17 protein-coding genes are annotated in these 19,826 nt (G+C 50.6%); 9 read left to right on the forward strand and 8 right to left on the reverse strand.

All coding sequences use genetic code 11. From position 1 onward, the window contains the following. On the reverse strand, window positions 1–1,986 hold a 1,986-nt coding region (locus LKK83_RS17525), incomplete at its 3' end, for a DUF4347 domain-containing protein (protein WP_324632548.1). Window positions 1,987–2,836: 850 nt separating this feature from the next. Here LKK83_RS17525 and groL point away from each other — a divergent pair. The 3 genes from groL (at window position 2,837) to LKK83_RS17540 (ending at window position 5,843) form a co-directional block, all read left to right on the forward strand. Continuing rightward, window positions 2,837–4,528, forward strand: a complete 1,692-nt coding sequence (gene groL, locus LKK83_RS17530; protein WP_324632549.1) for a chaperonin GroEL — start codon at window positions 2,837–2,839, stop codon at window positions 4,526–4,528. A gap of 232 nt (window positions 4,529–4,760) precedes the next feature. Continuing rightward, window positions 4,761–4,994 (forward strand): hypothetical protein, encoded by a 234-nt coding sequence (locus LKK83_RS17535; protein ID WP_324632550.1) that lies wholly within the window; start codon window positions 4,761–4,763, stop codon window positions 4,992–4,994. Window positions 4,995–5,069: 75 nt separating this feature from the next. Continuing rightward, window positions 5,070–5,843, forward strand: coding sequence for a proteasome-type protease (locus LKK83_RS17540; RefSeq protein ID WP_324632551.1), 774 nt, complete (start codon window positions 5,070–5,072; stop codon window positions 5,841–5,843). A gap of 89 nt (window positions 5,844–5,932) precedes the next feature. Here LKK83_RS17540 and LKK83_RS17545 read toward each other — a convergent pair whose 3' ends face one another. The 4 genes from LKK83_RS17545 to LKK83_RS17560 all read right to left on the reverse strand — a co-directional run bounded on the left by LKK83_RS17545 (window position 5,933) and on the right by LKK83_RS17560 (window position 10,401). Then, window positions 5,933–6,796, reverse strand: a complete 864-nt coding sequence (locus tag LKK83_RS17545) for a transglutaminase family protein (RefSeq protein ID WP_324632552.1) — start codon at window positions 6,794–6,796, stop codon at window positions 5,933–5,935. Window positions 6,797–6,860: 64 nt separating this feature from the next. Next, the gene (locus LKK83_RS17550; protein WP_324632553.1) at window positions 6,861–7,877 is read right to left on the reverse strand and encodes an alpha-E domain-containing protein; all 1,017 of its coding nucleotides are present in this window, start codon (window positions 7,875–7,877) and stop codon (window positions 6,861–6,863) included. A gap of 109 nt (window positions 7,878–7,986) precedes the next feature. Continuing rightward, window positions 7,987–9,420, reverse strand: a complete 1,434-nt coding sequence (locus tag LKK83_RS17555) for a circularly permuted type 2 ATP-grasp protein (RefSeq protein ID WP_324632575.1) — start codon at window positions 9,418–9,420, stop codon at window positions 7,987–7,989. Window positions 9,421–9,813: 393 nt separating this feature from the next. After that, window positions 9,814–10,401 carry a pyroglutamyl-peptidase I family protein gene (locus LKK83_RS17560; RefSeq protein ID WP_324632554.1) on the reverse strand — a complete coding sequence of 196 codons (588 nt, stop codon included), beginning with the start codon at window positions 10,399–10,401 and terminating at the stop codon, window positions 9,814–9,816. A 65-nt stretch (window positions 10,402–10,466) separates the two neighbouring features. Here LKK83_RS17560 and hisH point away from each other — a divergent pair, with 65 nt between their 5' ends. After that, window positions 10,467–11,102: an imidazole glycerol phosphate synthase subunit HisH gene (gene hisH, locus LKK83_RS17565; RefSeq protein WP_324632555.1), complete on the forward strand. Its 636-nt coding sequence runs from the start codon at window positions 10,467–10,469 to the stop codon at window positions 11,100–11,102. Here the strand turns inward: hisH and LKK83_RS17570 are convergent. Continuing rightward, on the reverse strand, window positions 11,005–12,573 hold the full coding sequence (locus tag LKK83_RS17570; protein WP_324632556.1) for an NACHT domain-containing protein: 1,569 nt from the start codon (window positions 12,571–12,573) through the stop codon (window positions 11,005–11,007). The genes hisH and LKK83_RS17570 overlap by 98 nt on opposite strands. Before the next feature lie 224 nt (window positions 12,574–12,797). Between LKK83_RS17570 and LKK83_RS17575 the strand changes: the two genes are divergently transcribed. Next, a complete protein-coding gene (locus LKK83_RS17575; protein WP_324632557.1) occupies window positions 12,798–13,121 on the forward strand; it encodes a TRADD-N-associated membrane domain-containing protein in 324 nt (107 codons plus the stop codon). 176 nt (window positions 13,122–13,297) lie between these two features. On the opposite strand, the gene gvpJ is transcribed toward LKK83_RS17575, so the two are convergent. Together gvpJ and LKK83_RS17585 are read right to left on the reverse strand one after the other, a co-directional pair. Then, the gene (gene gvpJ, locus LKK83_RS17580; RefSeq protein WP_324632558.1) at window positions 13,298–13,765 is read right to left on the reverse strand and encodes a gas vesicle protein GvpJ; all 468 of its coding nucleotides are present in this window, start codon (window positions 13,763–13,765) and stop codon (window positions 13,298–13,300) included. Window positions 13,766–14,093: 328 nt separating this feature from the next. Beyond that, window positions 14,094–14,294 (reverse strand): hypothetical protein, encoded by a 201-nt coding sequence (locus tag LKK83_RS17585; protein WP_324632559.1) that lies wholly within the window; start codon window positions 14,292–14,294, stop codon window positions 14,094–14,096. A gap of 241 nt (window positions 14,295–14,535) precedes the next feature. Between LKK83_RS17585 and gvpA the strand changes: the two genes are divergently transcribed. The 4 genes from gvpA to LKK83_RS17605 all read left to right on the forward strand — a co-directional run bounded on the left by gvpA (window position 14,536) and on the right by LKK83_RS17605 (window position 19,746). Next, window positions 14,536–14,754, forward strand: coding sequence for a gas vesicle structural protein GvpA (gene gvpA / locus LKK83_RS17590; protein WP_324632560.1), 219 nt, complete (start codon window positions 14,536–14,538; stop codon window positions 14,752–14,754). Between the two features lie 151 nt (window positions 14,755–14,905). Continuing rightward, window positions 14,906–15,283 (forward strand): hypothetical protein, encoded by a 378-nt coding sequence (locus LKK83_RS17595; protein ID WP_324632561.1) that lies wholly within the window; start codon window positions 14,906–14,908, stop codon window positions 15,281–15,283. Between the two features lie 146 nt (window positions 15,284–15,429). After that, window positions 15,430–16,329, forward strand: coding sequence for a gas vesicle protein GvpN (gene gvpN, locus LKK83_RS17600; protein ID WP_324632562.1), 900 nt, complete (start codon window positions 15,430–15,432; stop codon window positions 16,327–16,329). A 48-nt stretch (window positions 16,330–16,377) separates the two neighbouring features. Beyond that, complete coding sequence (locus LKK83_RS17605) at window positions 16,378–19,746, forward strand: LamG domain-containing protein (RefSeq protein ID WP_324632563.1); 3,369 nt, start codon at window positions 16,378–16,380, stop codon at window positions 19,744–19,746. Window positions 19,747–19,826 lie beyond the last annotated feature (80 nt).

The raw sequence follows: 19,826 nt of genomic DNA on the forward strand, positions 1-19,826 counted from the left end.
ACTTCCGGGGAGTAAAGGATGTACCAGTCTACCGTTTATTTCTTGTAGGGCACCGAGTTTCGGGTCGGCGATCGCGACATTTCCCGTCACATTTACATCTTGAGGGTCGTTGGGATTTTTGGCGGGAAATTGAATGTTTCCTCCACCATCGTTAAACTCAAACCCGGTTTGTTGCTTGACATTAAATCCATTGACTCCTACATTGTTGGCAACAATTGTATTGGTTAACGTGGTATTGCTTCCCCCTCCCCAAAAACCACCGCCTTGGAATCCGGCAACATTATTGGCAATGGTGGTGTTAACGATATTGGCATTAAATCCGCTGCTAATATTAATAACCATCGCACCGCCCAACCCCTGACTTCCATCAGCAGATTCTGCTCTGTTGCCAGAAAATGTACTATTGGTCAGGGTCATATTCGTTTTTTCACCCAGCCACAATCCCCCTCCTTGAGAGAGTGCTTCATTGTTAGAAAAGGTGGTATTGGTCAAGGTTAATTCACCATTTCCATGCCGCAATCCTCCCCCTAGGGCGTCTCCTTTTCCATCTTCGATTACTTTATTGTTGATGATGGTGCTATTTTCAACAATTACTTTGTCTGGAGGATAAACATATAAAAACAATCCGCCGCCTTGACCGGCTCCAATATTGCTATCAAATCGACTGTTGCGAATGGCAACGGTTCCGGAGTCTGGATCGTTATTGTCAGAAGCGCCATCGGTGTAAATGGCACCGCCATAACCAAAAGTTCCCGTTCCCGAAGACCCTGCAGTGGTGTCATTATTGGTAAAGGTGGAATTTTCTACGATTAGTTCGCTTAACAGGCTATTAATCGCACCGCCGTTAATTCCTTTGTTATTGGTGAAGGTGCTATCGGTAACTGTGGTGGTACTGAGGCTTTTTGTGGCGATCGCACCGCCGCCTCGTTCAGCATTGGTGGGGGTTGCATCGTTCCCATCAAATATGGTATTCGCAATCGTATTGTTGCTGCGAAACCCTACATAAATCGCCCCGCCACCTTCGCTATTGGCGACGTTATTTCTAAATTCGCTGTTTTCGACGATGAGAGTGGTGCGATTCGCCGTTCTAATTCCTCCACCTGCGCCGTCTACTCCAGTTCCGGTGGCATTTCCATTGGCAACAATTAAATTCCGCAGCGTAAACGTGCTGGGTTGGAAGTTATTATCTTCTTTAACATAAAAGACGCGACTGGCGTTATTGCCACTAATGGTTAATCCTGCCGCATTGGCCCCATCAATGGTTAAGTTTTTGTCAACCAGCAGCTCACCGCTGGTGAGGGTAATGGTTTGGTTGGCTAAACTACTGTCAAATGCAATGGTATCTCCCGGTTGTGCGGTTGAAATCGCATTCCGCAACGAACCGACACCACTATCATTCGCATTCGTTACCGTGACTGTGGCTAAAATACCGCGATATGATGCGATCGCTTGCGGTTGAAATGCTACCCTAGCTTTTATTTCTCCGGTGGTATAGTTTAAATCCCACGACCCTCCTTTACATGCGCTTCCGGTTAAATCTACCGACGCCGCAATATTTGTTTGGAGAATGTTACTCAACGTATCTACAAACTTTGTTCCTACACCTGCAGCAACATTACAGCCATAAAGCAGTATGTTGGCGGTAGGTTTGAGAGCGGTTTTCCATCGATTTAAAACACTTTTATCGCTCCATAGCGTTTCCGCACTCAACACGCCAGAACCGAGATGCAATCTGCCGCAACTTCCGTGGGAAACGATATGAACCGCATCTAATTGGCGATCGTTCTCGGCGTGGTTTTGCATCGCCGTGGCAATCTGTTCCACACCATCGCCGTCGCGATCGAGCAAAACAACCTCTATGCCTTCTTTGACTCCCGCTGCCAAAAATTCATAATCATCAATGCCAGTATCGATAAAAACTAGCGATCGCCACTGATTTTTTTGCCGTTCGGCGTTAGTGTTAAGTGAAGTGAAGTGAGCAACCATCCTCAGGACTCCAAAAGAATCTGTCAAGGTAGATACATCCCTGGAGTCATTCCGTCAGGCAGGATATTTTTAGGCAGATTCCACTGCAAACCTCCCCGCTTTATCAACTCTCTTTTACTCTATTCATCGATTGGGTTCGTTAACCGGATGACTAGCATTTTGTCTTGTTTGGAGAGTGACTAATTTACGAAATTAAATTATTTTCTGCGATAAAAAAATAGCTCTATATCAGCATGCCCATTCGGCTTAATCTCCTATAACTGATAACTTAACGGCGATTTTTCCTGTAAATATCAATTTTTTTCCTGATTAAATTTCCGATTGCACCACCCTGATGCAATTTATTAGGTTTCAACTGTATTTTCCTCCCTTTTTTTTACTATTTTTCGCCTAAACGTGAAATGATGCATCAGTATTTTTGCGGAAAATTATAGAGTTTTAAAAAAAAATTAGATTTGCCGATTTTCAAAAGAATCGGTGAAGATGGGGAGAGGAGTGTTATCCTACGAATAAAAAATTATGTATAGTCAGCGCCAACATCGTTCCCGGCGCTGGGGAAGCAAGAAGCAACACAAAGTATCCCCGACTGAAAATCGAGTCGGGGTCGAGGGGGTCTTGCCAGCATGACATTCACCCGAGGCGATCGCCTGGGGGGATCCCTACTGATTCCGACCCCTAGAGGATGCAGAAAGTTTCTGAGAGTATTGCCAATTACCAATTAACAATACCAGGTTAAATATTGACGATAAGAGTTTGGGTAGGGAATCGGATTTGTACGGTTTACACGAATTAGCACTCTGCGCCTAAGAGTGCTAAATTTTCTAGTTGGAGGAGATCGAGAAAGCGAACTATGGCAAAAATCGTTTCGTTTGACGAACAATCCAGACTGGCACTCGAAAGAGGCGTTAACGCCTTAGCCGATGCGGTCCGGATTACCCTAGGCCCAAAAGGGCGCAATGTGGTGCTCGAGAAAAAATTTGGAGCGCCCGACATTGTTAACGATGGTATCACCATCGCCAAGGAAATCGAATTAGAAGACCCCTTGGAGAACACCGGTGCCCAACTGGTGCGCGAAGTGGCCTCAAAAACCAAAGACATTGCCGGCGATGGCACCACCACGGCGACGGTTTTGGCGCAAGCCATGATTCGCGAAGGCATGAAAATCGTGGCGGCGGGATCCAACCCCGTAGCAGTACGCCGAGGCATCGAAAAAACCGTTGTCAAATTAGTCAAAGAAATTCAAGCGGTAGCGAAACCCGTAACTGGGGATGGAATCGCGCAAGTTGCCACCGTTTCTTCGGGTAACGACGAAGAAGTCGGGGAGATGATCGCCCAAGCGATGGATAAAGTCACCAAAGATGGGGTGATCACCGTTGAAGAATCCAAATCCCTAACCACCGAACTGGATGTAGTAGAAGGGATGCAACTCGATCGCGGTTACATCTCTCCCTACTTCGTCACCGACAACGAACGGATGGTGGTGGAATTTGAAAATCCCGCCATCTTAATTACCGACAAAAAAATCAACAGCATCCAAGACTTGGTGCCGGTGCTGGAAAAAGTCGCCCGGGCGGGGAACCCCTTGCTGGTGATTTCCGAAGATATTGAAGGCGAAGCACTGGCTACCCTGGTGGTGAACAAAGCACGGGGCGTCTTAAACGTCGCGGCGATTAAAGCCCCGGGATTTGGCGAACGTCGGAAAGCCATGCTGCAAGATATCGCCACTTTGACCAATGGTCAGCTCATTTCCGAAGAAATCGGTTTGAGCCTGGATACGGCGACGATGGATATGCTGGGTACCGCCCGCAAAGTGACGATTACCAAAGAAAACACCACCATCGTTGCTGAGGCGGACCAGAAAAACAAAGACGGCATCCAAAAGCGGATCGAACAAATTCGCAAAGAATTAGAACGCAGTGACTCTGACTACGACAAAGAAAAACTGCAAGAGCGGATTGCCAAACTTGCCGGTGGTGTGGCGGTGATTAAAGTCGGTGCGGCGACTGAAACCGAACTCAAAGAGCGCAAACTGCGGATTGAAGATGCCTTAAACGCCACGAAAGCGGCGGTGGATGAAGGAATCGTCCCCGGCGGCGGTACCACTCTAATTCACCTCGCCACGAAAGTGGATGAGATTATGGCAACCCTACCGGAAGAAGAGAAAATTGGGGCAATTTTGGTGAAAAAGGCACTGGAATCCCCGGTGCGCCAAATTGCCAACAATGCCGGTGTTGAAGGGTCTGTGGTGGTTGAGAAAGTGCGCGACACCGATTTCAACGTCGGCTACAACGCGCTGACCGGCGAGTATGTGGACATGATCGAAGCCGGAATTCTCGATCCGGCGAAAGTGGTGCGGTCCTCCCTGCAAAATGCAGCCTCGATCGCCAGCATGGTTCTGACCACGGAAGCCCTGGTGGTTGAGCAGCCCGAGAAAGAAGGTGCTGGCATGCCCGATATGGGCGGCATGGGCGGCATGGGCGGCATGGGCGGCATGGGCGGCATGGGCGGCATGGGCGGCATGGGCGGCATGGGCATGATGTAATGCCGCGCCCCCGCGCAGCCTATCGCGCATGGCCTCATCTCTAATTTTCTTTCAAGCAGTTTGTCCCTGGGGCAAGCTGCTTGATTTTTATCGGGCTAATTTAAAACAGATATAAAAATAAAATCCCTCCGGGGGATGTAGGGAGGGATTAGCGCTAAAGATGTCAAACACTTTCAGTCTTTATCCATTCTGGAGGGTTTATCGCCTTTTTACTAGGGGGCTGCATCCCCTGATGGGTGCTACCCCTGCTTCGCCCAATCCCGGGCAGCAAAAATTTGCTGGTGAAGCGGGCAAGGTGCCGATCGCTCAATCTGCTATTATCATATTCTGGCAGAATTGGCAAGGGTGCAATGGTTGTGGGTGGTTTGCGATCGCCCCCATGAGAAACACACCTTTGGGCGATCGCCTTTGCAGCAACCGCATTCTTTACTTTGCCGATCGCCGAATTAACCAGATTCGATCGTAAAATCCCCGGTATTTTCCCACGGAAGGGTTCCCGACAGCGATAAGATCCGATCGGTTCATCAATAAACCCCTTCTTATGACGTACTGTCTTGGCATCATCACCCGGTTTGGGTTAGTCATCGCTGCAGACTCTCGCACCAATGCTGGAGTCGATTACATTTCCACCTACCAAAAATTATTTGATTTCTCCTCGCCAGGAGAACGGGTGTTGCTTCTTTGCACATCAGGGAATCTCTCCATCACCCAAGCGGTGATTACTTGGCTGCAAAAAGACATCAAAAATCAAGCCGAACCGAATGTCCATACCCTTTCCACCCTCGAAGAAGTTGCCCGATATGTGGGCAGTAAACTGCGACAGATTCAGGAACAGGATCGACCCTGGTTAGAGCGCGATCGCATCGACGCGCAATGTAGCTTTCTTCTCGGCGGACAAATCCAAGGCGAAGCGCCCCAACTTTATCGGATTTACAATCAAGGCAACTACATCCACGCCACGAAAGAAACCACCTTTCTCCAAATTGGAGAAACCAAATACGGCAAGCCGATTTTAGACCGCACCCTTACCTTCGATACCCCTTTAAATGAAGCAGCAAAATGTGCTTTACTCTCTATCGATTCTACCATGAAATCGAATATTTCTGTCGGTCCGCCGATTAATATCGTTATGTGTGAAGCGGATAGCTTTGTCATTCGCCATCGGTTGAGATTGAGACTGGGAGACCCTTATTTGGCAAAAATCCGCAAACTTTGGGAAACCTACGTCAAAAAAGCCTTTGAAGATATGCCGGATGTAGAGTGGGAATATTATGAAGACGAATCCGAGGCCAAAGAAGACATTTTCATCGATTAATTCAATGAAAAAGAGCGGATTGTGGGGAAAGAGATTCCCTGTCATCTTTCCCCGTCACCCTTTTCCCCCAGCCGAATTTCCCACAGCAATCAGAACTTTTCCACGGGATTAATCGATAAATTCACGGTCATTTCTGACTGCACGCCGGTGCCGCGAAAGGTGCCATAAATTGGGGTGGTATGCTTCTGGATGGGGTTGGCAACTAAGGCAACATGGCGATCGCTCACGGGTTTGCCTTGAGAGGGGTCGAAACCCCTCCATCCCGCCCCGGGCAAATACACCTCGGCCCATCCGTGCAGATATCGGGTTCTCAAATTCGAACTTCCTTCCTGATATCCGCTAACAAACCGCGCCGCCAATCCCATCGCGCGACACAGTTCCATAAATAACACCGTTAAATCCCGACAACTCCCCTTTTTTCCGGTCCAGGTGAGGGCGGGAGGTAACGGGGAACCTTTTTCGCGAAATTGGTGTTTGCAATTCTCGTGAATGCGTTGGTTTGCTGCGGTGACAAATGCCTCAGTTTCCCCCTCAACTTCTTGCCAGATTTCTTGCGCTAGAGAAGTCACCACCGGGTCGATGGGCGTGGGGGTGCCCAAGGGTTGAAAGTAGTGCTGTAACTTTACCAGCAACGACGCCGGATAGTCAATGGGCAGCTTTGTGGCCCAGGATTCTAGGAGATAATTAAACGGATTCGATCGCAAAGTTTCCACTTCAGAGCGCACCAAAATTTGCAGGCGAGAGGTTTCTTGTTTGAACCACACGCGGATGAGATTATTGCCTTCGAGGTCGATGATATCGGAAATACCGGCAGGTTCGGGATAGATTTCCAGGGAAAAAAAGCGGAGGGCTTGAGTGGCATCAGTGCGCGATCGCAGTCGTATCGTATGGGGTTCTAATTTCACCGGCCTGCTATAACTGTAAATAGTTTCGTGAACGATTTGATAACGCATCTGGAATTTTCCCTAGATTAGCTGACGCGATCGCGCCCTTGACACACCCCACCATTATGCCGCTTCACGAGCGAATTAGCACCTGCGTCTGAGAACTCAACGGCGAAATTTGACGCATCAACGACCCATTATCCTCTGGTGGTTCCAGGGCAAAATAGGTGGCAAAAATGCGATCGCCCACGTGATTGAGCTGTTTTTGCAGGGTATTGAGAAACTCGTGCAAACCGGTGTCAAAAATATCTTCAATAGTCAGATATTCCAACTCCGAACGCAAGCGCCCCAATGCCCGTTCCGCCGGATCGCGCCAAGTTCCGGGGGGGGTGCCGGTAATTTGATGCAGCGATCGCTCGCCGCGCAGCAAGCAGAAGCGAATCGAACGGGGAAAACTCGCATCTAACACCAAAAACTCCGCCACATTTTTCGGCGTAATCCGATGCTGACACTTCCGGTACATCTCGTAAGCACTTGCCGAGCGCAGTAACGCCATCCACTGAATTTCATCCAACGTCGTCCCCACATCCTGCACCGAAGGAAGCAAAATAAAATACTTCACATCCAAAATCCGCGAGGTTTTATCCGCCCGTTCTAACAGTCTGCCAATTTGACCGAAATGCCACCCTTCATTATGGGTCATCGTGGCATCCATCACCCCAGCAAACAAGTGACTGGCTAACTTAACTTCTGTAAATAAATCGTGTAGGGTCGCTAAAGGCTGCCCCGGGGCGGCGTCTTTCACCATCATGTAAAAAGCATTCACCTGCTCCCACATTTCCGAAGAAATAATCTCGCGGATGGAACGGGCATTTTCTCGTGCCTCTTGCAGACAGGATAAAATCGAGTGTGGATACTCGCTATCGAACGTTAAAAAGTGAATCACGTTTTCCGCACTGATTTCCCCATAGCGTTCTTGAAACACGGGCAAATCCCCGGTAATTTTCACCAACGGATCCCACTGCTGCTCCATGCCCACGGGAGAATCCAGAATTAAATTTAAGTTCGCATCCACAAATCGGGCAATATTTTCGGCCCGTTCCACATAGCGATTGAGCCAGTAAATCGAATCGGCAACGCGACTGAGCATAAGCTTTTTTGAGGGTAGAGTTACAAAGGTTTTCAGAAAAAGCGGGGGAGAAAGAAGTGGCGGCAAAATCAGCCATTCCTCCGCTTGAAACAAGCAGGTTTGAGTGAGGTTAACTCGTTAACACCCAAGTGTCTTTACTACCGCCTCCTTGAGAAGAATTAACCACTAAAGAGCCTTTTTTGAGCGCCACGCGCGTCAATCCGCCGGGATTGACATAAACCTCTTTCCCATAAAGAATGTAAGGTCGTAAATCCACGTGGCAACCTTCAAAGTGACCGTCGATTAGGGTAGGAACCCGGGACAAACAAAGGGTGGGTTGGGCGATATAATTGCGCGGCGTTGCTTTAATTTTTTCGGCAAAGGCTTCTCGTTCTGCTGGGGTGGATTGAGTGCCAACTAACATGCCATAGCCGCCGGATTCATTGGCGGATTTGACCACCAGTTTATCTAAATTCGCCAGTACGTATTCCAGTTGCTTTGGTTCCCAACATAAATAGGTGGGAACGTTGGGTAAAATTTGGTCTTCACCCAAGTAATAGCGAATCATTTGCGGGACGTAAGCGTAGATGACTTTATCATCGGCGACGCCGGTGCCTAAGGCGTTGGCAATTCCCACGCGCCCCGCGCGATATACCTCCATCAATCCGGGGACGCCCAATAAGGAGTCGGAACGGAATTCGGTGGGGTCCATAAAGTCGTCATCGATGCGCCGATAGACCACATCTACGCGCTGGAGTCCCTTGGTGGTTCGCATTTGCAGGTATCCGTCGGCGACGACTAAATCTTTGCCTTCTACCAGTTCCACTCCCATTTGTTGCGCGAGAAAGGAATGCTCGAAGTAGGCGGAATTGTAAATTCCGGGGGTGAGGACGACAACGGTGGGGTTGGGTAAATTGGCGGGGGTAATGTTGAGTAAGGTTTCCAGGAGGTGGGAGGGATATTCGTCTACCGGTCGGACGTCCATCGTTCTAAAGACTTGGGGAAAGGTGCTTTTCATCACCCGGCGATTTTCGAGGACGTAGGAGACGCCGGAGGGACAGCGCATGTTGTCTTCGAGGACGTACCACTGCCCGTTTTTGTCGCGCACTAAGTCGGTGCCGGTGATGTGACACCAGAGGTCTTCTGGGGGTTTCAATCCGATGCAGGGTTCGAGAAAGCCTTTGGCGGATTTAATCAGTTCTTCGGGAATGATGCCATCTTTGATGATTTTTTGTTCGCCGTAGATATCGGCTAAGAAGAGGTTGAGGGCGTGAATGCGCTGTTTGAGTCCGCGATCGATGTAGGCCCATTCGTCGGCGACGACGATGCGCGGAATCAGGTCGAAGGGGAAAATGCGTTCGGTTCCTTCGTTGTCGCCGTAGACGTTGAAGGTGACGCCGAGTTTGAACATGGCAATTTGCGCCGCTTGTTGTCGCTGTTGCAGTTCCCCTTCGCTGAGAGAGTCGATCCGTTGGATTAAGGGGGTGGCTTGGGGGCGGGGTTGGCCCTCGGCGATGAACAGTTCATCGTAGAAATCCCCTGGTTCGTAGGTGTCGAATCGCACGGTCTGATGTCCCAATTGTATGCTCTACAGTAAAATTTGCTACAGTGGCGCTGAACCGACTGGTTAGTATTATTTTTTCTGAACGAATAAAGAGTCTCTAGTCGCCCTTGGATGGGGGTAATTGGTGAATTCCCCCAGACCATTACTGGTATAAAACTTGACGCGGGTTGAGAACAGTAGCTAGGACTACAAGTTTTTGGGGTCGAATTAATAAGTTTTGTTACAATTTCGCTGACCGATTAGAAAGAGTTATGGCCCGGTTTGCCGATCGCTCTTTTTCGCTAACCCGACATCGGTGGGCTGACCCTTGCCCGGTAACGGATTTTCTGTTAATCATTTGCAATTTTTTGGGGAAGGGCTGCACAACTGGTGGGCTGATTTCTGAGGGTGGGGTTAGCGGAAACCGAGGGGTAAGGAGGAAAGCTCCCGGGAGACGATCGCCCGACGGGTGGAGCGGATGCCCCAACGAGATAAGGTCTGGATAATTGTGAGAAAATCGGCCATAATGCAGTTGGTGTTTTCCGGCGTCAGGCGCGGCACGTGGACGAAAATACACTTAGTGAGAAAGCCCTGGCGGCTCAGGTGGCGCAGGAGGGCGTAATACAGGGCTTCGCACACAAAGTTCCCGGCATCGTGGCTGATGTCCGTGTCGCAGAGGCGGGAAACCAGGCGATCGAGATCCACGGGGGTGTAAAGGGTTCGTTCGCCGTTGCGGGCGCGCGATTCGATGCTGAGCCGCGATCGCGATTCCGCCATGCCGCAGCAGATGATAATATCCGGTTGCATTTGGGTGACGGTGGCGATCGCTAGTTCTGGGGCAAGTTGAAAATCTACCGGTAATTTCCGCAGAAATGTCAGGGATTGCGGACAAATGCCCGAGGGGGCAATCCCGGCAACTAATTCGAGCAAATCGTCCGAGGAATTGGACGGTTGATGCGATCGCCAGACATTAAAGGAGGTTAAGAGGATGGTTTGGTTCATAGAAAACGTGCAAATCGATTTATAATGGTCACAGCCTCGATAATTAGTGTAAGGGAAAAAGGGCAATGCCGGTCATCGCCGTCATCGATTATGATATGGGAAATCTGCACTCCGTGTGCAAAGGATTGGAAAAAGCGGGTGCGACGCCAAAAATCACGGACCTGCCAGAGGAGATATTGCAAGCTGATGCTGTGGTGTTGCCCGGGGTGGGAGCTTTTGACCCGGCGGTACAGCATTTGCGATCGCGCGATTTAGCCTCGCCGGTGAAAGATGCGATCGCCTCGGGGAAGCCGTTTTTAGGGGTATGTCTCGGATTGCAAATTTTATTCGACAGTAGCGAAGAGGGGAAGAAAAACGGGTTGGGGATTATCCCGGGGAAAGTTCGCCGCTTTCAGCACGAAGCGGGCCTCACCATTCCCCACATGGGCTGGAATCAGCTAGAATTGGCTCAGCCCGAGTTGGCCTTGTGGCAACAGTTACCGCCGATTCCCTGGGTGTATTTCGTCCATTCCTATTACGTGGACCCGGTGGATCCGGCAGTGCAAGCGGCAACAGTGACACATGGCACGCAAACCGTCACCGCCGCGATCGCCCGGGATAACATCATGGCGGTCCAGTTTCACCCGGAAAAATCCTCCGACGCCGGCTTGCAGATGTTGGATAATTTCGTGCAATGGGTGGAAAAAGAAGCGGGTAATTGAAATCCCGCCGTGGGGAATCGAAGCGGGCAATGCTATCGCCCGCTATCTCCCCTTCTGAATACTCCATAATCCGCCGATTCACTTCCTCGAATAACTTTCGCGTTTTCTTTAACTCCCGCTTCTTTTTCAGAAAATCGAGAAAACTCGTGTGATAGATGCTGTAGCAGCGTTCTCCTTCTATTTCGCGATCGCTCAAATACTCCACCCACCGATCCAACACCTTCTGCACGTCATATTCATCCGCCTCCGCAATCCCCGCCACCATCTCCGAGGGAATCGGCGTACCACTTTCCACTAAAATAAACAGCACGATGGTCATAAATTCCCCCGGTTCTGTCTCCATGCCCATCCGCACCCAATGCTGTTGATAGTACCCTTCCAACCCTTCCGGCAAATCCTTTAATTCCAGGTCATCATATTGACCCTTGGCAATGGCGGGTAAAACATAGCGCAGGTACATAAAATTATTTTGACTTTTGTCCGCCACACAGTCGATAAACTGTTGCGGCAAAATCTGACGCTGTTGCATCCACTGCTTCAGCGCCTCTTTATGCTCTGGGTCTTCATTAATAAATAAGCGAATGTACGCTTTCACGTCTGCCTCACTCAATTCTGCATATTCGCTTGCCGTTAAATCCAACTGCGCCTCCGGCACTCCCGGCGACACAAACAAGCGTTTTTTCTCCAAAGTGTAGGGACGACGAGTCAGCAAAAAATAAACTCCGTCTGGCAGAGTTGTCGGTAAATGTAACAGATTGTCCCCCGGTTCTCGATCCACCTCATCCAGGGCATCCACCACAATCGCCAACCGTTTCTTATCGGTCAGTTTTTGCGCCACCTTTGCCAGCAACGTCGGCAAATCATCCGCCTCCGCATTTTGCAATTCATACCGCTGAATCAGTTGTTGCCGAATGCTTCGCAAAAACTGTTTTGGAGTATTCCGCCGTTCCGCCAGCACGTTAAAATAACAGGGAGCAAAAGTATCCGAAACATATTTGGCAGCAATGGCACTTTTTCCCATTCCGGCATCGGCAACTAAGGTAAAATAACCGCAAGGGTTCTCGCGCATAAACTTCTCGAACTCGGCAAACACAAATTGACGTCCGCAAAAGGTGCAAGTCTTTTCTTGAATCAGCGCCTTAAATTCTGGGGGATAAGAGAGTTCGGGCGTTGGATTGACCGAGGTTATGGGGCCTGGTTTATAATATTTTGAAGTTAAATAATTACGGAGTATCTTTAATTTACCTGCTCCTTTTTGTGGTTCTAAATTTGGGCAAGTATGGCCAAATTTTTGATAAATGTTTCCCAGGCGTTTTTTGACATTTGGCAGGGTTGTTTGTAGTTGAGCGGCCAATGTCTTCTGAGAGATGTGTTCATTTTCCGAAGGAAGTGCCGCGAGTAACGTCGCTTCCTCGTCGGGACTCAACCCGTGCTTTCTAGCTTCTACCTCGACAAATTCCTGCCAGTCCATAGAGTTTCACCTCATTTCAGGTCAGCTACTATTATAAAGGCGAGACCCGGTTCGCGCAAGCACCTTCTCCTAAAATTAGACCCACTTGTACTTTTCTTGTACTTTGGCTATACCTCGATTAGATAGACTTTTTTTAGACCTTTCTCTATACCTGTTAGATGTAAATTTGAGAGAAATCGTGCCAGCATAGTAATGAAGAAAAAAACAAGTGAAGGAACTTGCAAATGAAGTATTTCCCCCCTTTCGACAATCCCCTTTCCGAAATCGAACAGGAAATTTTCCGTGAATTATTGCGACAAGCGCGACGCAGCTATAACCTCGCTTCTGTCCTTACCGCTGCATCTGCTATTATTCTGATGGCCGGTGTCGGACTGCTTTATTTAGACAAAATTCCCGAAGCAAGCGTCACCGCCGCCGGGGGATTGTTAGGAAGTCTCACCAGCGTGCAATATGCCAAAGAGGCAAAAGACGAACTGCGCGATATCCTCGATGAATGGCAACAATCTCGCCTATCGGTTAATATTGTTTTGGATGAGTTTCGGCATTAAAAAGGCATTTTTTTAACCAAGACCCGCACCCGAGAAACGGCCTATTTTTGCGGGTCTTTTTATTGGGAACATGAGTCGGCGTCGGCGGAGTATAGCCTGCTTCGGGCATGGCTGCGCGAAGGCTTGCAAAAACGGGATTTCCAACGCCCGTTTTTTAGCAGACTTACCTTTGGGGTTTATTCACTGTCCGCCGGCGGGGGATTCGGTTGCTCGATCGCCTCGAGTGGCACATCGCTGGCGGAGGGAGTAGGCGATCGCAGAGCTTCCTCACTGGCGCTACTTTCCCCTTCCCCAGTGCTCAGGGCCTTGAGCGATCGCACTTCCGCTTCTAGAGTTTGCAATCGTGCTTGCAAGGCTTGGTTTTCCTTCTCCAACGCCTGAGCTTTACTGCTGAGATAGGGGTCATTTTCCCACCAATCGATTCCCATCTCTTTCGCTTTATCCACTGAAGAAATCAGCAAGCGAATGCGGATACGTAACAGTTCTGTCGTCGCCACGGAAATCGACACATCCCCGGCGATAACAATTCCTTTATCTAACACTCGTTCCAGAATATCTGCCAAGGTAGAACCTTGGGTGGAGGTGGTAATGCTTCCACTAGATTTTGATGGATAGTTGTTCGACTGCATCGGTTTAGAAGACACGATAAATTCTACTCACTTGACAACCTATGGTGCAAGGCGATATTTCCTCAATTTTTCGCCTCTCTGTTTCCGTCACCCTCAGCACGCCTAACCTTTCCTTAATTCCCCCCTTTTAGAATATTAAACCTGCCATTTTATGGCCACAAAGCCACAATCTATGCTACAATTGTAACGACCTTATTGGCTTTTTAAATCGGCAAAATTTCCCAGGGTTTGCGATGTTAAGTTCCCCTGCCGATGCGGCGATCGCGATTTCTGCTGCCCCTTCTACTATACCGCTCAGGTGGGGGTTTGAAAATGGGCGGGGTTAAAAAAAGATTAAGAAATTTTACTCGGTCTGGGAAAGAAGGGCGTTAATCCAACAACTGAAATGAAGCCACCTCTGGAGGATCGCCTGGGAGGAGCAAAAGGCGATCGCAAAATCAGTGGCATAAATCCGGGCGATCGCGGTTGACAAAATGTCCGAACTATGAAACCTGCGAAAGTAGGTACCATCCATGAAGTTAATTTTTGTAAAATTTCTCGACATCGGTAGCAAATTGAAGTAGGATTGGCAAGAATAGAAACGGTAAACCCGTGAAAAATTGAATTGGGGTGCAAAAATCGGCAAGCAGCAGACTGAGACAAAAAGACGTTAACGCGGTTTATCCACAGGAAGGGGTACGAGGATGGATCCGGTGGGAATTCAGCCTGTATGCGAAACGATAGAACCGAGCAAAAATGACCTGAAAATAGGTCAGCAAATTATCTGAAGGACAGGAGAAAACATCATGGCTGTGGAAAAAGTAAACTCTTCTTCGAGTTTGGCAGAAGTAGTCGATCGCATTTTGGATAAAGGAGTAGTAATCGATGTATGGGCGCGGGTATCCCTCGTGGGAATCGAACTGATAGCGATCGAAGCGAGAGTGGTGGTTGCATCCGTGGAAACCTATTTGAAATATGCGGAAGCGGTGGGCCTGACCTCTCAAGCTGCAGTCCCAGCGGTGTAAGCTAGCACAGGGCATTAAAAAATCAAACCTGCGAGTTGCGATCGCGCAGCCGCAGGTGCTTTTTGCCCGAGGACCGCGAAACCACCTAGGGCGACGCTTGCGGGCGCAACTGCACCCCAGGGTTGCCGAAGGGCCATTGAGGAGAAAAATCATGTCTCTGCGAGAACAATGGAACGCCGCCCGAGAGCAGCGTCAACAAGAAATCCAACTGCGACAACAGCAGGTGCAAGAAAGCCGCGATCGCACCCAAAAAGACCTATCCGAGATCCAGCGCCACCGCGAAACAATGGCGAAAGCGCTGAAAAACTCCTTGAGCGACTTTCACAACACCTTGCAAACCACTGTCGCCACCGTGCGAGAGGACACGCGATCGCAACAGCAGCAAGTCTGGTACGCCGCAAGACAGCAGCGCCAAGCCGACTACAGCGCCATCCGAGAATACGTATGGGGAAAACCGCCCCAGGCGTCCAAAACTCCCCCGCAGAAACCCACCCCTGCATCCCCCCAACCCAAGGAGCGATCGCAATAACAACTCCCCATAATTTGCCCAATTCTAACGGCGGGTGCGAGGGTATCCCTAGCTACTCCAGTAGCGAGCAAAACCCTCGCATCCCATAAAAATTCACAACTTCTAAACGAATCGCCAGCGCCGATCTAATGCGGAGAAGTTAACTCGTGACCACAGTTTTGCAACCCAACTCCCAGAAATTTGTCGATACCCCCAGCATCCATCGGTTGACCCGGCGCGCTTTGCGCTATCTCCAAGCGGGATTTTCCATCCACCTGCGCGGACCGGCAGGAACCGGGAAAACCACCCTCGCCATTCATCTGGCAAATTTGCTGGAACGCCCGATTGTCCTTATCTTTGGCGATGACGAATACAAATCCTCCGATTTAGTCGGAAACCAACGCGGCTACAACCGCAAAAAAGTGGTGGATAACTTCATCCACACCGTCGTCAAAGTCGAAGATGAATTTCGCCAATCCTGGGTCGATGCGCGCTTAACCACCGCTTGTCGCGAAGGCTTAACCCTAATTTACGACGAATTCAATCGCTCTCGTCCGGAAGTCAACAACGTTCTTCTCCCCGTATTAGAAGAAAAACTCTTAGTTCTACCCACCAGTTCCCAGCAACCCGAATACATTCGCGCCCATCCTCAATTCCGGATTATCTTTACCTCCAATCCCGAAGAATATTGCGGCGTTCACGAAGCCCAAGACGCCTTGATGGATCGGCTAATTACCATCGACCTCCCCGAACCCGACGAACTGACCCAACAAGAAATTGTCGTGCAAAAATCCGGCTTGAGTCGGTCCGAAGCATCCACCATTGTCACCCTCGTCAAGCGCTTTCGGGAACGCACCACGACCCCGGAAAAATCCTCCGGTTTGCGCGCTTGTTTGATAATCGCCACCGTGTGCCAACCCAACGACATTCCCGTAGACCCCACCAACCCAGACTTCCGCGACATTTGTGCCGATGTCCTCATCTCGCGCGCCAAAGTTTCTCACACCCAAGGACGATCGGTGCTTGAAGAACTGTTTCAAACCGCGATCGCCGTGGGGTCTCGTTAGTCAACCGACCCATAACCAACGATCGATGACCCAGGAGAGAAATGACCCATGACAGAAGTGGACCTCGGCTATTCTCCTTCCGCCATTGCGGAGTTTAATGGCACTCGCGATGATGAAGTTCCCTATAGTGCGAAATTCAACCCGCCGGACTTTACCATCGAAATGTGGATAGAATTCCAGGGGGGACTGGGGTATCGCGCCATTTTAACCTCTGTCAGCGGTTCGGAAAGCGAGGGACGCAGAGGATACCTCTTTTGTATCAACCCGGCGGGACAATGGCAATTTTGGCTCGGAAGCGGAATTGCCCGGTTTCCCTGGGTGATTTTGTGCGGCCCGTTTGCCCAATCCGGGGTCTGGACGCATCTGGCGGGCACTTACGATTCCCAGACACAAACGGCCACATTTTATCTCAACGGGGCGATTGTAGACCAACGCCAGCGGATTCAATTTCAACCCAACGCCGCCCAACCCCTGCATGTGGGCGCAGGGGCAACCCACCAAAGCGGAGCCAGTCCATGTTTCTTTCACGGTCGGATCGCGCGGGTGCGCCTGTGGGACGAAACCCTCTCTGGGGAAGAGATTTACACCCTTGCAGCCTGCGCCTCCTCCGCCCCGGCGGAACCCGAGTTCAAAGAACCGGAACCCCCCCTCGGCGCAGAAAATGCCGAATTGCCGCAACAGTCGGTGTTGATATTGAACGGGCAAAGCGATCGCATTCAACTCCCGCGCCAGAGCATTCCTGGCGGCGATGAAATCACCGTGAGTTTTTGGACCTTTGGCGAAGGGTCGGCGAATCAAAACGGTAGCGCGATCGCTGCATTCGACCGATCCGGGGTGCGATCGCTGAACATTCACCTCTCTTGGGATAGCAGTTGGGTGGGATTTGAGTGCGGATCCGACCCCACCGGAACTCAGCGCGATCGCATCGAACAAACCCTCCTCGAACCCAACCCGAATCCCACCTGGACTCATTGGGCATTTACCAAAAGTGCCACTACCGGGGAAATGAATATTTATCGCAATGGAGAATTGTGGCAAAGCGGAAGAGATAAAACCCTGCCCCTTCTCCCCCCGCAAACCGTATTTGTCGGCAATTCTCGTCCCCATCGGAAAGGATATCAAGGAATCATTCGAGAACTGAGAATTTGGAACACCGCGCGGTCGCGATCGGACATTCAAGCCGATTTTAACGGCTGTTTGCGCGGAAACGAACCCGGTTTAATCGGCTATTGGTCCTTGAATGAAGGAGAAGGAAGCGCGGTTTACGATAAAACCGACAATTGCAATCACGGGTCGATTCACGGAGGGAAATGGAAAACCCTTCGAGTCCCCCAGACTTGTTCCATATCCGCCGCTAAAGACTCCCCCCGCGCCATTGTTACTGCCCAAAAATCCGGCTTGCAATTTGACGGAATCGACGATTATATCGCCCTGAAAAACCCCTTTTCCAACCCCCGCCGCTTTACGATTTCCCTGTGGGTAAAACCGACAATGTTAGAGGGCGGTTGGCAAGGAATTATCGGTGACAGTGGGAGAGAAAAACCCCATTCCCCCGGACTCGCCCTCGCCCCGAAAAAGGGTGCATTGCACTACGATTCCTGGGAGGCGGACGGTAGCGCACAATATGCCGGCACGCTGGATGGCTTCTTTGTGGCGCGCGATCGCTGGGTTTACCTCACCTGGGTGAAAGAAGAAACCGAATACCGCTTTTATCGCAATGGCGAGTTAGTTGCGATCGAAGCCGCGCCCGATATGGTCTATACAAGTTCGACGTATTTTATTGGTCGAGGAGATAATTATTTCGCCGGCTCCCTCCGCTATGTGAGAATTTGGGATATAGTATGCAGCCTCGCGGAAATACGCCGCCAGTTTGCCGGTGCCCTCCCTGCAGGGGAAGCCGGCTTATCTCATTACTGGCCCTTAGATGAAGGCGAAGGGACAATCGTAACCGACAGCGCCGCCCGTCCCCACCCCGGTCAAATCATCGGCGCGACCTGGGGGCGATCGGCCTTGCCCCTGGCGACTTCCGACTCTCACCCAGACGAATTACAGCCCGTCTTGTGCTTCGATGGCGAAGATGACTATGTAGAAATCGGCGACCCCTTCGAGAACCCCACCACCTTTACCATTTCCCTGTGGATAAAACCCGCCCAGCGGGACAATGCTCCCTATTCATACATCCTCGGGAAGCGATGGTGGCGCAACTACTTCAAACCCGAACTGTGGATTGTCCCCCAGACTCGCGCCCTCTTCTATCAGACCCACCACCCCAGCGACCCCGACAATCGCGATATGGGAACGTTACCGAACTTCTTTCACCCCGACCCTGGAGAATGGGTTCACATCGCCTGGGTGAAAGCAGGGCGCGAGTATCGCTTTTACCGCAACGGCGAGTTATATGCCACCCACCCCGCCAGCGATCGCTTTTATACTGCTGCCCATACGAGTTACTGGTTGGGCAAGATAGATACCGGACGAGCGACGATTCGGCACTTCTGCGGTGCCATGAGCGAAGTGAGAATCTGGAGGATTGCCCGCAGCGAGTCCGAGATTCGCGCCGATATGAAGCAGCGCTTAACCGGGAATGAAGCCGGATTGGCCTATTATTGGCCGTTGAATGAAGGAACCGGGGAACTGGCGCGGGATTTGGCGCATCCCGGCAATGATGGCACAATTTGCGGGGCGACTTGGACGGAAATGGAGGTGCCGATCGCCAGTTGGGAAGCACCTGCGCCGGTGCAACAGTTTCAACAACCGGCGATCGCCTTCGATGGGGCAGACGACTATATAAAACTAGACAATCCCTTTGCCAACGATACCACCTTTACTATTTCCCTCTGGGTCAAACCCGCCACCCTCGACGATGGCGCGTGGCACGGAATTTTAGGCAAACGGGGGTTCGGAGAAGACTGTGCCCCCGCCCTCTCCCTCTGTCCTTACGATCGCGCCTTATACTATCACCTCGGGGTTCCCGGTGTCGCCACCCCAGATGCCGATGTGCTAATCGACTTTTTCCCCGCCGTACAATCCTGGGTTCACATTACCTGGGTGAAAGACGGGGGGGAATCTCGCTTTTACCGCAACGGCGATCCGGTGGCAAAAAAACCCGCACCCGATCGCTTTTCTCGCCCCCAGAGTGACTATTGGGTGGGCAAACTCGGCGGTAGAATCACCCAAACCCACGAGAGCTTTTTTGCGGGAAAAATGGCAGAAGTCCGGATTTGGAGTGTGGCGCGCACCGAGGCAGAAATTCGCGCCGACTTGAACCGTCGTTTGACAGGCGATGAAGAGGGGTTAAGCTATTATTTACCCTTGAATGAGGGAGAGGGTGAAATGCTTGGCGATCGCGCTTCCCATCCCGGGCGCGCTAAACTGGTAGGCGCAACCTGGACCGAAGTGGAGGTGCCGATTTCCTAACCCCAACCGGGCGCAATGTCAGGCCAAAATCTGACTCCCGAACATCAACCGCACGAAGAACAAAAAAAATTGGGAGGTTT

Source organism: Phormidium sp. CCY1219, from assembly GCF_035615515.1.
GTDB lineage: Bacteria > Cyanobacteriota > Cyanobacteriia > Cyanobacteriales > Laspinemataceae > CCY1219.

Coding starts and splice junctions, on each gene's coding strand:
- LKK83_RS17575 (WP_324632557.1), top strand. CDS start 12,798: ATGAAGTATTTCCCCCCTTTCGACAATCCCCTTTCCGAAATCGAACAG.
- LKK83_RS17540 (WP_324632551.1), top strand. CDS start 5,070: ATGACGTACTGTCTTGGCATCATCACCCGGTTTGGGTTAGTCATCGCT.
- hisH (WP_324632555.1), top strand. CDS start 10,467: ATGCCGGTCATCGCCGTCATCGATTATGATATGGGAAATCTGCACTCC.
- groL (WP_324632549.1), top strand. CDS start 2,837: ATGGCAAAAATCGTTTCGTTTGACGAACAATCCAGACTGGCACTCGAA.
- gvpA (WP_324632560.1), top strand. CDS start 14,536: ATGGCTGTGGAAAAAGTAAACTCTTCTTCGAGTTTGGCAGAAGTAGTC.
- LKK83_RS17605 (WP_324632563.1), top strand. CDS start 16,378: ATGACAGAAGTGGACCTCGGCTATTCTCCTTCCGCCATTGCGGAGTTT.
- LKK83_RS17570 (WP_324632556.1), bottom strand. CDS start 12,573: ATGGACTGGCAGGAATTTGTCGAGGTAGAAGCTAGAAAGCACGGGTTG.
- LKK83_RS17595 (WP_324632561.1), top strand. CDS start 14,906: ATGTCTCTGCGAGAACAATGGAACGCCGCCCGAGAGCAGCGTCAACAA.
- LKK83_RS17560 (WP_324632554.1), bottom strand. CDS start 10,401: ATGAACCAAACCATCCTCTTAACCTCCTTTAATGTCTGGCGATCGCAT.
- LKK83_RS17545 (WP_324632552.1), bottom strand. CDS start 6,796: ATGCGTTATCAAATCGTTCACGAAACTATTTACAGTTATAGCAGGCCG.
- LKK83_RS17535 (WP_324632550.1), top strand. CDS start 4,761: ATGGGTGCTACCCCTGCTTCGCCCAATCCCGGGCAGCAAAAATTTGCT.
- LKK83_RS17585 (WP_324632559.1), bottom strand. CDS start 14,294: ATGTCGAGAAATTTTACAAAAATTAACTTCATGGATGGTACCTACTTT.
- LKK83_RS17550 (WP_324632553.1), bottom strand. CDS start 7,877: ATGCTCAGTCGCGTTGCCGATTCGATTTACTGGCTCAATCGCTATGTG.